The organism is Mycobacterium sp. ST-F2, from assembly GCF_001905655.1.
Classification (GTDB): domain Bacteria; phylum Actinomycetota; class Actinomycetes; order Mycobacteriales; family Mycobacteriaceae; genus Mycobacterium.
On sequence record NZ_JMHT01000031.1, the window covers coordinates 25,564 to 38,254 of the forward strand.

At 66.7% G+C, this 12,691-nt stretch carries 14 protein-coding genes; 5 read left to right on the plus strand and 9 right to left on the minus strand.

What is annotated here, in order from left to right:
- The first annotated feature begins 58 nt into the window (after positions 1-58).
- Positions 59-823 carry a L,D-transpeptidase family protein gene (locus EB75_RS12930; protein WP_073695782.1) on the plus strand — a complete coding sequence of 255 codons (765 nt, stop codon included), beginning with the start codon at positions 59-61 and terminating at the stop codon, positions 821-823.
- On the opposite strand, the gene EB75_RS12935 is transcribed toward EB75_RS12930, so the two are convergent.
- Positions 813-1,592 carry a helix-turn-helix domain-containing protein gene (locus EB75_RS12935; RefSeq protein ID WP_073695783.1) on the minus strand — a complete coding sequence of 260 codons (780 nt, stop codon included), beginning with the start codon at positions 1,590-1,592 and terminating at the stop codon, positions 813-815. The two genes, EB75_RS12930 and EB75_RS12935, sit on opposite strands and share 11 nt — an antisense overlap.
- A 149-nt stretch (positions 1,593-1,741) precedes the next feature.
- Here EB75_RS12935 and EB75_RS12940 point away from each other — a divergent pair, with 149 nt between their 5' ends.
- Positions 1,742-2,050 (plus strand): hypothetical protein, encoded by a 309-nt coding sequence (locus tag EB75_RS12940; protein ID WP_073695868.1) that lies wholly within the window; start codon positions 1,742-1,744, stop codon positions 2,048-2,050.
- On the opposite strand, the gene EB75_RS12945 is transcribed toward EB75_RS12940, so the two are convergent.
- A complete protein-coding gene (locus tag EB75_RS12945; protein WP_073695784.1) occupies positions 1,992-3,251 on the minus strand; it encodes a cytochrome P450 in 1,260 nt (419 codons plus the stop codon). The genes EB75_RS12940 and EB75_RS12945 overlap by 59 nt on opposite strands.
- Positions 3,252-3,532: 281 nt before the next feature.
- Here EB75_RS12945 and EB75_RS12950 point away from each other — a divergent pair, with 281 nt between their 5' ends.
- Positions 3,533-4,009 carry a hypothetical protein gene (locus EB75_RS12950; RefSeq protein ID WP_073695785.1) on the plus strand — a complete coding sequence of 159 codons (477 nt, stop codon included), beginning with the start codon at positions 3,533-3,535 and terminating at the stop codon, positions 4,007-4,009.
- Here EB75_RS12950 and EB75_RS12955 read toward each other — a convergent pair.
- The gene (locus EB75_RS12955) at positions 4,006-4,716 is read right to left on the minus strand and encodes a Crp/Fnr family transcriptional regulator (RefSeq protein ID WP_073695786.1); all 711 of its coding nucleotides are present in this window, start codon (positions 4,714-4,716) and stop codon (positions 4,006-4,008) included. The two genes, EB75_RS12950 and EB75_RS12955, sit on opposite strands and share 4 nt — an antisense overlap.
- A 176-nt stretch (positions 4,717-4,892) precedes the next feature.
- Here EB75_RS12955 and EB75_RS12960 point away from each other — a divergent pair, with 176 nt between their 5' ends.
- Positions 4,893-5,567 carry a PAS and ANTAR domain-containing protein gene (locus tag EB75_RS12960; protein WP_083612219.1) on the plus strand — a complete coding sequence of 225 codons (675 nt, stop codon included), beginning with the start codon at positions 4,893-4,895 and terminating at the stop codon, positions 5,565-5,567.
- On the opposite strand, the gene EB75_RS12965 is transcribed toward EB75_RS12960, so the two are convergent.
- From EB75_RS12965 to EB75_RS12990, 6 genes are all read right to left on the minus strand, one after another.
- Positions 5,568-7,808 carry a molybdopterin-dependent oxidoreductase gene (locus EB75_RS12965; protein ID WP_073695787.1) on the minus strand — a complete coding sequence of 747 codons (2,241 nt, stop codon included), beginning with the start codon at positions 7,806-7,808 and terminating at the stop codon, positions 5,568-5,570.
- The gene (locus EB75_RS12970) at positions 7,805-8,377 is read right to left on the minus strand and encodes a TetR/AcrR family transcriptional regulator (RefSeq protein WP_073695870.1); all 573 of its coding nucleotides are present in this window, start codon (positions 8,375-8,377) and stop codon (positions 7,805-7,807) included. Before EB75_RS12970 ends, EB75_RS12965 begins: the two co-directional genes overlap by 4 nt.
- A gap of 156 nt (positions 8,378-8,533) precedes the next feature.
- Complete coding sequence (locus tag EB75_RS12975) at positions 8,534-9,493, minus strand: type IV toxin-antitoxin system AbiEi family antitoxin domain-containing protein (RefSeq protein WP_286150174.1); 960 nt, start codon at positions 9,491-9,493, stop codon at positions 8,534-8,536.
- Between the two features lie 134 nt (positions 9,494-9,627).
- Entirely contained in the window at positions 9,628-9,816 is a 189-nt protein-coding gene (locus tag EB75_RS12980) for a hypothetical protein (RefSeq protein ID WP_073695788.1), read from the minus strand.
- A complete protein-coding gene (locus EB75_RS12985; protein ID WP_073695789.1) occupies positions 9,813-10,946 on the minus strand; it encodes a nitronate monooxygenase in 1,134 nt (377 codons plus the stop codon). Before EB75_RS12985 ends, EB75_RS12980 begins: the two co-directional genes overlap by 4 nt.
- A 137-nt stretch (positions 10,947-11,083) precedes the next feature.
- Positions 11,084-11,818, minus strand: a complete 735-nt coding sequence (locus EB75_RS12990) for an HAD family hydrolase (protein WP_073695790.1) — start codon at positions 11,816-11,818, stop codon at positions 11,084-11,086.
- 72 nt (positions 11,819-11,890) lie between these two features.
- On the opposite strand from EB75_RS12990, the gene EB75_RS12995 reads away from it, so the two are divergent.
- The gene (locus EB75_RS12995) at positions 11,891-12,628 is read left to right on the plus strand and encodes a glucose 1-dehydrogenase (protein ID WP_073695791.1); all 738 of its coding nucleotides are present in this window, start codon (positions 11,891-11,893) and stop codon (positions 12,626-12,628) included.
- Positions 12,629-12,691: the final 63 nt, after the last annotated feature.

The window sequence follows — 12,691 nt, forward strand, 5'->3', positions numbered from 1 at the left end:
ACGAAAGTAACGCCGACGTCGAACTACGATATGTAGTGAACGTATCTCGGACCTGAGGATGGACCCCTTGCCCAAATCTGTGCGTCATGCGCTGGCCGTCGCTGCTTCTGCGGTGATGATGCTGAGCGGTCCCGTGGGTGTTGCTGCCGCCGCGTTGCCCGAGTCACTGCCGGTCGCGACCATCACGCCGGGCGCCGGTGCGCCGGTCGGCGTCGGGATGCCGGTCACCGTGACCTTCAGCCAGCCGGTCGTCGACCGGGCGCGCGCTGAGCGCACCATCGAGTTCTCGTCGCCGAAGATGACGAAGGCGCCCGCCGGTACCTTCGCCTGGCTGGCGGACAACAAGGTGGAGTTCACACCGACCACCTACTGGCCCGCGCATTCGTCCATCAAGGTGTCGGTGGGCGGGTTCAAACAGGATTTCGAAACCGCGGCGGCAACCATGGGCGTGGCGAGCATCAGCGCGCACACCTTCACGGTGAGCATCGACGGCCAGGTGGTCAAGACCATGCCGGCATCCATGGGCAAACCCAAGCACCCGACGCCCGTCGGCTCGTTCACGGCGATGTCCAAAGAGAACCCCGTGGTGATGGACTCACGGACCATCGGCATTCCGCTGAGTGATCCCGAGGGCTACAAGCTGACGGTCTACTACGCGGTGCGGGTCACCTCAGGTGGTGTGTACGTCCACAGCGCGCCGTGGTCCGTTGCGCAGCAAGGCAATTCGAATGTGAGCCACGGTTGCATCAACCTCAGCCCGGACAATGCGTCCTGGTACTACAACCAGGTGCGGATCGGCGACCCGATCATCATCAACTCGTAGCCCGTAGCGCCTGCGCCGTCACCTCGTCGGCGGGCAGGAACGCCTCGATGCTGAGCTCCGCCGCGGTCAGGTCCAGCGCCGTGCCGAAGGTGGTGACGGTGCTGATGAAGGTCAACACCCGGCCGTCCGGGCCGTCGATTTCCAGCGGCACCGCGACGCGGCCGAGATCGGACTCCTCGACGTCCCCGCCGGGGTAGGCCTCGATCTCGGTGAGGAGTTCGTGAAGCTCGGCTGACGCGCTGGTCGCCACCTCCCGGCGCAGCCGGCCGATCACGTGGTGGCGCCACTGTCCGAGATTGCGGATCCGCGGCGCCAGCCCGTCGGGATGCAACGAAATGCGCAGGGCGTTGGGCGATCCCAGCAACTCGGGTGCGACGTCCTGGAGCAACACCCCGATGCCGGCGTTGGCGGCGACGATGTTCCAGAGGTGGTCGACGGCCAGGCAGGGGAACGGTTCGTAGGCGGCGAGGACGCGGTCGATCCCGGTGCGCACCGCGCTCATCTCCGGATCGTCGAGCGGCCGTTCTGCGTACACGGGCGCGTGGCCCGCGGCCAGCAGCATCCGATTCTGTTCTCGCGCAGGGACGTTCAGCACACTGCCGAGTTTGAGCACCATGGCCCGGCTCGGTGTCGAACGGCCGGTCTCGATGAAACTGACATGACGCGCTGACACGTCGGCCTCGATCGCCAAGTCGAGTTGACTGATCCGGCGGCGCTGACGCCACTGCCGCATCAGCGACCCGAACGGTTGTGGCGTGGTGACGGTCATGGGCTCAAGTGTTGCGGGTGCACGTCTCTGTGGCGACTACCTGACAGGTAATTGCGGCAATTACCTGGTGCGGACAGTCTCGAATTGTGAGCACGAACCATGCAACCGCACCGTCGACCCAGTTCCCGCCGATCTGGTTGCGGGTGGTCATGGCGGCCGACAAGACCGGCTCGGCCTGGTACGTCGGTACCGGTTTCTTCTTCGCTCCGGTGCTGGCACTGGTATCGCCATGGCCGACGCTCACCGCGGTGCTATGGGTGGTCATCTCCGTCATCGGGCTGTGGCTCGGCCTGCTGGGCATCGCGATGGCGACCGGCCTGGCGATGGTGCTGCGCTCCGGCCAGGAGTTGTCCGACGATTATTGGCAGTCGCTCCTTGACTACCCGGAGCGGCCCGAGGTCACTGCGCAACAGCTGGTTTCGCGTGAGCGCCGGTGTAGTCGACCTGCCAGTGCTTGATGCCGTTCAGCCAGCCGGACCGCAGCCGCTCCGGCTCGCTGAGCGGGCGCAGGTCGGGCATGTGGTCGGCGATGGCGTTGAACATCAGGTCGATGGTCATCCGGGCCAGGTTTGCTCCGATGCAGTAGTGGGCGCCCGTGCCACCGAAGCCGACGTGCGGGTTGGGGTCGCGCATGATGTTGAACGCGTACGGGTCGTCGAACACCTCTTCGTCGAAGTTGGCCGACCGGTAGAACATCACCACCCGCTGGCCCTTCTTGATCGGCACTCCGCTGAGTTCGGTGTCCTCTGTCGCGGTGCGCTGGAATGAGGTCACCGGCGTCGCCCAACGGACGATCTCGTCGGCGGCCGTGGCCGGACGCTCCCGCTTGAACAGTTCCCACTGGTCCGGATGTTCGGCGAAGGCCATCATGCCCTGGGTGATGGTGTTGCGGGTGGTCTCGTTGCCGGCCACCGCCAGCAGGATGACGAAGAATCCGAACTCGTCGTCTGACAACTTGTGGCCCTCGACGTCGGCCTGCACCAGCCGGGTCACGAGGTCGTCGCGTGGGTTGGCGCCCCGGTCGGCGGCCATGGCCATGCCGTACATGATCAGCTCGACGGAGGCGGTGATGGCGTCGTTGCCGGCGAATTCGGGGTCCATGTCGCCGACCATCTGATTGGACCAATGGAACAGCTTCTTGCGGTCTTCCTGCGGCACGCCCATGAGTCCGGCGATCGCCTGCAGCGGCAGTTCGCAGGACACCTGCTCGACGAAGTCGCCGTAGCCATTGGTGGCGGCCTCCTGCACGATCTGTTGTGCGCGCCGGCTCAGTTCGTCCCGCAACAACTCGATGGCCCGCGGGGTGAACATGCGCGAGATGATCTTGCGCAGGTGGGTGTGGTGCGGTGCGTCCATGTTCAGCAGCACGAACTTGCCGCGTTCGATCTGCTCGGTGACGGTGCCGTCCTGGTACCGGGGAATGGCTGTCTTCACCTGGCTGGAGAACACGTCACTGCGTCGCGAGACTTCCTTGACGTCCTTGTGCCGCGTCACCACCCAGTAGCCACCGTCGTCGAAGCCGCCTTTGCCCATGGGCTGTTGGTTCCACCAGATCGGTGCGACATGCCGCAGTTCGGCCAACTCGGCCACCGGCAACCGCTGCGCGTAGATATCGGGGTCGGTGAAGTCGAATCCGGGCGGGATGTTGGGTGCCGACATGTGGCGCTCCTCACTCTGCAACGTGTTTCAATTTAGTACCGCGTGGCGCTCTGGCATGCAAGGTTCTGCAGAGTTTTGGGCCAGATTCTGGGTGAATGCCGAAGCTCGGCGGGTGGCGTCGCACTACTTGTCGTAGCAAAGCGGCATGGCAACGACTCCGGGACGCACTGGACGACATCCCGGATTCGTACGGTCGCACCAGATTGATACCGCAAATCCCCAGCAATACCGCAGTCACCTGTAGCACCATTGGTTACCTGACACGGACGGGAGGTCAACAGATGAGGATTCTGGACGGCGCCAAAATCCGCGCCGCAGGCTTGGCCTGCGCAGCGTTGCTGCTGCCCATCGGGTCAGCGGCGTCGGCAGCGCCCGCGTGGGCCGACGACACGGCGCCGGTCGACCTCTCGGCCGCGCCGATCGATCCGCCGCCACCGCCCGTGGATCCCAAGCCGGTTCCGGTCGGCAAGCCCGTCCCGGTGGCAAATGCCGCCCCGACCCCGCACCTGTCCAGCCCGGAGAACTTGCCGCCGTACACGACGACAACCTCGGAAGGGTCGCAGGACACCGACCAGCTGTCCTATCTGCGCGACGTCTGGCAGGCGGTCCAGGAGCGCGAGATCAGCCCGAAGGAGGCCCTGGTGTTGCTCGCGCAGCGCCCGATGGACGCCGATGCAACGCCACCACCGGGCATGCCCGCCGGGCCGCAGGCTCCGGTCGTCGCACCCGCACCCGGGCCGGACGCGCCTGCCGGTTAGCCGGTCTGGCCGGCGTCACGAACGGCCGTCAGCGCCCGGTCGACAACTCGATAGCACTCGCACGCGACCTGTCGAAGCGCAACCCGGTCGACGATCTCGATGTTGCCCCGCCGATAGGTGATCAGGCCTTCGCGTTGCATCCGGGCCGCGGTGTCGGAGATGGTCGGGCGCTGCACGCCCAGCATCTGCGAGAGGCTTTCCTGGGTGCTGGAGAACTGTTGGCAGTCGTATCGGTCATGTGCGGCCAGGAGCCACCGGGCCAGTCGCGCGCGGACCGAGTGCTGGCTGGTGCACAGCACGTTCTGCGCCATCTGGATGAGCAGGTAGTCGGTGAAGCGATCGATCGCGTCGTGCCAGGGGCCGCCCGCTGTCGCCGCCTCCAGAAACTCGGCAACCGGGACGTGGGCGGTGTCGCCGGCGCACCAGCAGATGACGGTCTGGCGGCTGTTGCGCGCACCGAGGTGGCCGGCGATGCCGACCAGGCCCTCCGAGCCGACGGTGCCGACTTCGATCCCGACACCGTGCTCGGATTCGGCCAACACCGAATACACCGAGTCGAGGGGGAAATGGATGTGGCGCAGCGGCGTTCCGGCCCGTTGGGCGACGTGGCCGATGGGGCTGTGGTCGACCTCGATGTGCGGCATCAATCGATCGAGGCGGTCCTCATCGAGCGTTGCGAGCACCGCGTTGCGGTGCAGTTCGCTCATCCGAACCTCCATCCCCACTCGAGCAAGTTACTACTCCACGTGCCCGCGTTCGTCGCGAACAACTCGGGACACGCGTTCGTTGCTATGTCAGAGAGCTGACATAGCAGCTACGATGTGCGAGCCAGCCGTCAGCACAGCACGGCATAGCCCTCATAGAGATCAACGATTGGGTCCGGATGTCTGATGCACTGGCCGATGACGCCGACGCGGATGTCGCGTCCGAGCACTGGGAAGTCGCAGCGGTACTCGCTGGTGGCGATTCGCCGAATGCCGGTGGATTCAAGTTCTTCGTCGCCGATCAGCGCTGGGTGTGGTCCGAAGAGGTGGCGCGCATGCACGGATACGCGCCGGGACAGGTGGAGCCCACGACCGAGCTGCTGCTGAGCCACAAGCACCCCGACGACCGGGCGCGGGTTGCCGAAATCCTGGAGCGAGTACGGTCCGGGGGCCTCTTCAGCGGTCGGCACCGAATTATCGACACCGAGGGCAGGACGCACTGGATGGTGGTCGTCGGCGACCATATGACCGACGAAGCCGGCGAGATCATCGGTACGCAGGGCTACTACGTGGATGTCACCGACGGTATGCAGGCGGACCTGACCTCGGCCATGAAGCAGGTCGTCGATTCCCGCGCCACCATCGAACAGGCAAAGGGTGTTCTCATGGTGGCGTACGGAATCGACGCCGACCGCGCGTTCGACATCCTGACCTGGCGTTCCCAGCTGACCCACGTCAAGGTCAAAACCGTTGCGGCGCAGTTCCTTGCCGCAGTGATGCGGGACGGACTTTCGGCCGAGAGCGTCGGAACGATCGACCGGCTCCTGCTGCCGAACGACCCCGTGGCCCGCTAGTCAGGCCGTCAGCGCCTCGATGCGGGCGGGCACATGCTTGTGCCACGGGGTCCCCGCGAATTCGTCACGCCAATCGGCAGACGTCAGATCGTTGGGGGCCACACCCGGCACGCGCTGCTCGCCGTCGGCGTCGGTGAAATCGAGCCCGAAACCGTTCGGCAGCGAGGCATGCCCGGGCAGCATCACGTCGGTGACCTCCACCGAGGCCTCCGCGGTACCGGCGGCCGTGGTGATGCGGGCGCGCCCACCGTCGACCAGACCAAGTGCCGCGGCATCTTCCACGCTCACCCGCAGCGCCCCGTCGGCGTCACGTTTGCGCCAGCCGGGGTCGCGGAAGATGTCGTTGGCGGTGAAGGCCCGGCGCTCCCCGGCCGACAGCACGATCGGGTATTCGTCGGTGATCAGCGGCGGCCGATCGGAGGCCAGCGCTCCGAGTTCGGCGAGCAGCTCAGGGATCGCGAAGGCGATGTGACGGTCCTCGTGGCTGACCAGGCTCCAGTCGTCCTCGTACTCGTGCACGGTGAACGTCACCCCGGAGCGGCCCTCGAGGATCGCGGTGAACAGTGCGTTGCCGTCGGCATGTCCGGCGCGGCGGACCGCGTCGGGATACGTCATGGCGGCCTTCTGCGCCAGCCCCCAGAGCGCGGCAGCCCCGGCCAGGCCGTCGGGCAGCGTCGGGCCCAAGGTTTCATACAGCACGTACGGCAGTACCCGGCCGAGCGACGGGTTGGCGCCGACCGCGCCGAAGAAGGCCCCGAGGTAGGCGTCGAGGCCCTCGCGGGCGGCCCGGCGCAGCGGGTCGAGTTCGGCATCGTCGACGACGCCGAGGGCCCGCACCAGCCGTGCCCAGATCTCGGGTTCCGGCAGCGTTCCGGGCAGCGGCGTCATCAGCGGGTGCCGCAGATGGAACGTGTTGTGCGGGAATTCGAGGTTGAAGAACGTGGCCTCGGGCTTCTCGAACTGGCTGGCCGCCGGCAGCACGTAGTGCGCCAGCCGCGCCGTCTCGGTCATCGCGACATCGACGACCACCAGCAGTTCCAGCGCACCGAGCGCCTCGCGCACCGCGGCCGAGTCCGCGATCGAGTGGGCGGGGTTGCTGCTCTCGACGATCATCGCGCGGAAGCGGTCCGGGTGGTCGGTCAGGATCTCCTGCGGCACCACATTGGACGGCAACAGCCCCGCGATGATGGGCGCGCCGGTCACCGGCGAGCGGCCGACCCCGCCGGCGGCGAACAACGGCGCGAACGACGAATGCAGATGCTGCCCACCGCGTTTGGCGAAGTTGCCGGTCAGGATCCACAGCATCTTGTTCAGATACGAACACAGGGTGCTGTTGGGCGCCTGCTGCACGCCGAGGTCCTCGAACACCGAAACGCTTGCCGCGCCCGCAATCCGGCGGGCAGCCGCCCGCAACAGCTCGGCGTCGACGCCGCAGCGCCGCGCGAAGTCGTCGACGTCGACGGCGCGCAGGGCATCCCGGACCGGTTCGACGCCCGTGACGTGTTCGGCGAGAAACGCTTCGTCGCACAGGTTTTCCTGGACCAGGACCGCGGCCAGTGCCGACAGGCACCAGGCGTCGGTGCCGGGGCGCACCCGCAGGTGGAAGTCGGCCAGCTTGGCGGTGTCGGTGATCACCGGATCGATGACGATCATGGACCGCTGCGGATCCTTGGCGATCTCCTGCAGCACGGTCCGCGCCCGCGGGAAGCTCTGCGACATCCACGGGTTCTTGCCGACGAACACCGAGACCTCGGCGTGCTCGAACTCGCCGCGGGTGTGTCCGCCGTAGAGCTGCGCGTCGACCCAGAACTCACCGGTCTTCTCCTGCGCCAACGCATTTGACCGGTACCGGGCGCCGAGTGCCTTGAGGAACGCGCCGCTGTACGCGCCGCCCAGGTGATTGCCCTGACCACCGCCGCCGTAGTAGAAGATCTTGTCGCCGCCGAACTCGTCGCGGATCCGCGAGAAGCCTGCGGCGATCTCGGAAATCGCGGTGTCCCAGTCGATTTCCTCATAGCTGCCGTCGGACCGGCGGCGCATCGGCGAAGTCAGACGGCTGCGGTTGTTCTGATAGTGGTCCAGGCGCAGCGCCTTGTTGCAGGTGTAGCCCTGGGAGGCCGGATGTGCTTTGTCGCCACGGATTTTCGACAGTGTGCGGCCGTCGAGCTGGACGACGATGCCGCAGTTGCACTCGCACAGGATGCAGGCGGTGGACTGCCAGCCGGCCTGGGTTTCAGTCATGACGACGCCTTCCGTTCTGTGTCGGTCGCGGCAGTCACGAGGGCGCGCAACTGCCGATGCACGAGGTCCAAGGGGGTGAGGGAGCCGGTGGTGCGGGCCACCAGCACGGCGCCTTCGATGGCCGTGGTGGCGAGCATGGCCAGCTCGGCGGCCTGTTCGGCGGACACGCCGTCGGCCTGCAACTGTTCTTCGAGTTGGGCCAGCCAGCGGGTGAACGCCGCGGCGGCGCGTTCGACCACGGGCGGGTTGTCCGCTTCGACGGCGACGGCCACCACCGGGCAACCGGCCCGGAACCCGGTCTCGGTGAGTTGGGTACGGAACCCGTCGACCAGGACGTCGAGTGCCTCGAGTGCGGTACCGGCCGCGGCGATCCGGCGCACGATGTGGTCACTGGCGAAATCGATTGCCTCGCAGAGCAATTCGGTACGTCCGCCGGGGAAGTGGTGATACGCCGAGCCGCGGGGCGCTCCGCTGTGGGCGAGTACGTCCGAGATGGCCGTCGAGTGGGCGCCCCGCTCGCGGATGAGCAGCGCGGCAGACACGATCATGCGTTCACGAGGACCAGCCATCCGCACCCTTCCGTCGGATTATGTATGTAACCATACATAGTCGATGGGCAGGGGTCTATGCCTGCGGAGGGTCCGGATGCAGGGCAGCTTCAGTTACGCCTCGGATTCCAGTCACATGTTGACGACGATCCGAGGCGCAAGTGGATCGTGTCGGGTTCAGGCGGCGAGGTCGACGGCGGTGTAGCCGCACCCCGACCCGCACGGACGACCACTGACCGCCACTCCACGCTGCCGCAAAATCAGCACGATCTTTGCTGCGGTCTGACACGGCCGGTCGAATACCTGCTGGTAGCTGAGCCGTACTGTCGATCGGCCGTCGACTGCGGCATCCAGATCACGCTCGAAATCGTTGTTCCTGGCGGCTGCCGAATCGTGAAACAGTCGGCCGTCGAGCTCTACGACCAACCGCCGCCCATATTCGATGTCGCGATACCGCACGCCCGACGCCGCCGAAGACCTGGCCTGTCGAGTGCCACGGGGCAGGCCGTGTGCCCGCTCCACACGATCCAGGTAGCGCTGTTCAAGGACCGAACATGCCCCTGAGGCGATGTCGAGCAGGATCGCCCTGAGCCAACGTCGGCGACGCACCCGCTGACGACGGTCGAGCACGTCCAGCATGCGCTTCGCGGTGGTGCGCCGGGATTGGCACGCGTCCGCCAGTACCGCGATCGCCTCAAACTCTGAAGCACGGCCGGCCAGATCGAGCGCCGCCTCCTCGTAGCGCAACCGCGGCGGGCCGACGTTCCACAGCACCCGCTGGTCCAAATGGGCAACGTGATGAATACGGACGCCGTCGGGTTCGACCAGAGCGGTCCGGTTGCGGTCGACAGCGACGTGGATGAGTGGGCCTTCACGCAACATGGCCGACTCCAGACAGAGCGCCGCCGGTGCGGCGTAAAGTACTGCGGCCCAGGCGCGTTGCTGCCAGCTCGGCGGTCCGGTGTGGTTGACGTACACGCCTTCATGCACGCGGGCCCACTCCTTGCGTCTGAGCATCCGCCGGATGTAGGCGTCGCGCTGGCCGGCATCGAGGACCTGTCGCCGCGAGATGACACCCGCTTGACGGCCAAGCGCCTCGGCTATCTCGGTGTCGCCTGGCCCGCTTATACCGTCCACGCCGTCGATTTTCTCCGCCGCGAACGGTCATCCACCAGACCCTGGTCGGCAACCTGTGGATAACCGCTTGTGCCTCGGATCGCAGCCACATGTTGACTGCGATCCGAGGCACAAGCATCGTCATGCCCGGGAAGTCAGGCGCCGACCACCCAGAGCACGAGAAACGCGGACATGCCGGCCAAACAGAACAGGTGATCGCGGCAGACCGACCGAGCCAGGAGGGACTGTTCGGCGGCCGTCCCGGTCCGCGAGCCCAGCGCCACGGCGTGCGGGACGGTGCGCAGCAACGCCAGCAGGACGGAGCCGCCGGCGGCCACGATCACACGGATGCGGCTTCGTTCAGCTCCTCGAGCCGTCCGGTGGCCTCCAGGTACTCCCGCACCCAGCGCTCGATCACCGCGGACGTCTTCTCCACCTTGGTGAACTGACCGACCACCTGGCCGACGGGGTTGAACGCGACGTCGACGCTCTCGTTCGGGTACTTGTGCGTGGCGGCCACCGCCATGCCGGAAACCATGTACTGCAAGGGCATTCCGAGCGGCTTCGGGTTGCCTTCCTGCTCCCAGGCCTCGGTCCAGTCGTTGCGCAGCATCCGGGCGGGCTTGCCGGTGAACGACCGGCTGCGCACGGTGTCCTTGCTGCTGGCCTTGGCGTAGGCGGCGTGCTGCTGCTCGGAGTGCTCGCTCTCCTCGACCATGACCCACTGCGACCCGGTCCACGCACCCTGGGTGCCGAGGGCCAGTGCCGCGGCGATCTGCTGGCCACTGCCGATGCCGCCGGCGGCCAGCACCGGGACGGGTGCGACCTCCTTGACCACCTGGGGCCACAGCACGATCGAACCGATCTCACCGCTGTGCCCGCCGGCCTCGCCGCCCTGGGCGATGATGATGTCGACGCCCGCGTCGGCGTGCTTACGGGCCTGCGACGGCGAGCCGCACAGCGCCGCGACCTTGCGGCCCTCGGCGTGGATGTGGTCGATCATGTCCTTCGGCGGGGTGCCGAGCGCGTTGGCGATCAGCGTGCACTTCGGGTGCTGCAGTGCGACCTCGACCTGCGGGGTGGCGGTGGCCTCGGTCCAGCCGAGCAGCTGCAGGGCGTCGTCGTCACTGTGGTCGACGGGGACGCCGTGGTCGGCCAGGATCTTCTTGGCGAAGTCCAGGTGCTCCTGCGGCACCAGGGCGTTGAGCTGCTTCTTGAGCACCTCGGGATCCAGGTCGACCTGGTCCATGCCCTCGTACTTGTTGGGGATGACGATGTCGACGCCGTAGGGGTGGTCGCCGATGTTCTCGTCGATCCACTTCAGCTCGATCTCGAGCTGTTCCGGGGAGAAGCCAACGGCGCCCAGGACGCCGAAGCCGCCGGCTTTGCTGACTGCCACGACCACATCGCGGCAGTGGGTGAAGGCGAAGATCGGGTATTCGATGCCGAGCTGGTCGCAGATAGCGGTGCGCATGGGAGTTCCTTGTGCTGGGGCCGAAGCGGGAGCGGCAAAACTGAAACTTGTTCTAATTTAGTACCGCGAGTCGGTCCGGTGCGCAAGGCTACGCGCGCATTTCGCCACAAATACCGGGCGAATGCCGTTCTTCGGAGTCAGCGCTGCACGAATCGTCGTAGCAAACCGGGCCGGTGCCCGGGTGCGGCCGCTGCGCGCACCACGGTCCAGCCGAGTCGCTCGGCTTCGGCTGCCAGTCCCGGCCGCGGATTCACGGGGATCGGGTGGCCCACGGCGTGCATCAGCGGCAGGTCCTCGTCGCCGTCGGCGTAGAAGTAACTTTGTTGCAGGTCAACGTGATTGGCCAGGCTGAACTCCTCGACCGCGGTGGCCTTGCGGTGGCCCCACACGATGGGCCGGACGATGTCGCCCGTGAGCGTGCCGTCGCCGTCGACGGTGAAGTGGTTGCAGATGACGTGCTCGACGCCGAGAAAGCGGGCCAGCGGCATGACGTGCATGGTCAATGCCGACGAACTCAAGACCACCTTGTGGCCCGACCGCTGATGGGCGTGCACGACCTCGCGCATGGTCGGGAACATCCTGGCCCGCACGTGGCTGTGGAACAGTTCTTCGCCCAGCGACTCCTGCTCGGCCAGCGACTCGCCGCGCATGTAGCCGGCAGCCCGGATCAGCAGCCGCTCAAACTCCATGCGGCGCAACTTGTATCGCACCGTCGCCTCGAGAATGCCGGTCAGCTCCCCGAAGGCCGCCTGCCGCTGCCGGAACCGGTGGGCGGCGTGCACCGTCGCGATGAAACCGGACACCAGCGTGCCGTCGACGTCGAAGAACGCGCCGACGCGCGAGTCGAGCGGCCCTGCGTTCGGCGCGGACATGCCGACCAGTATGCCGGGATTGCGCGCGCGGCCTCCCGGGAACCCATCGTGCGGGCGGTAGCGTGACCCGTCATGGGACGCGTGGACGGAAAAGTTGCACTGATCACTGGCGGCGCACGGGGCATGGGTGCGGCGCACGCCCGCATGCTGGTCGCAGAGGGCGCCAAGGTCGTCATCGGCGACATCCTCGACGAACCGGGCGAGGCGCTGGCCGCCGAACTGGGTGACGCGGCGCGCTACGTCCACCTCGACGTCACAGACGCCGATCAGTGGGCAGCCGCGGTCGCCACGGCCACCGAACAGTTCGGTCTGCTGAACGTTCTGGTCAACAACGCCGGCATCAGTGCCCTCGGAAAAATCGGCGAGTTCGACATGGCCAAGTGGCAGAAGTGCATCGACGTCAACCTCACCGGCACCTTCCTGGGTATGCAGGCCGTCGTCGCGCCGATGCGGGAGGCAGGCAGCGGCTCGATCATCAACATCTCGTCCATCGAGGGCATGCGCGGTGCGACACTTTTGCACGCGTACGTCGCATCCAAGTGGGCGGTGCGCGGGCTGACCAAGTCGGCGGCCATAGACCTGGGCAAGGACAAGATCCGGGTCAACACGGTGCTGCCGGGCTTCATCCGCACGCCGATGACGAAATATTTTCCCGACGACATGATGACCGCGCCGCTGGGCCGGCCCGGGCAGGCCGACGAGGTAGCGACCTTTGTGGTCTTCCTGGCCAGCGACGAATCGTCGTTTGCCACCGGCGGCGAGTTCGTCGTCGACGGCGGTCTGACCACCGACGTGCCACACAAGTTCTGACCTCAGCGATTCCGGAACTGCCGGTCTGACGGGGCACAATGAGGTGCCCCCACATCGCGCACC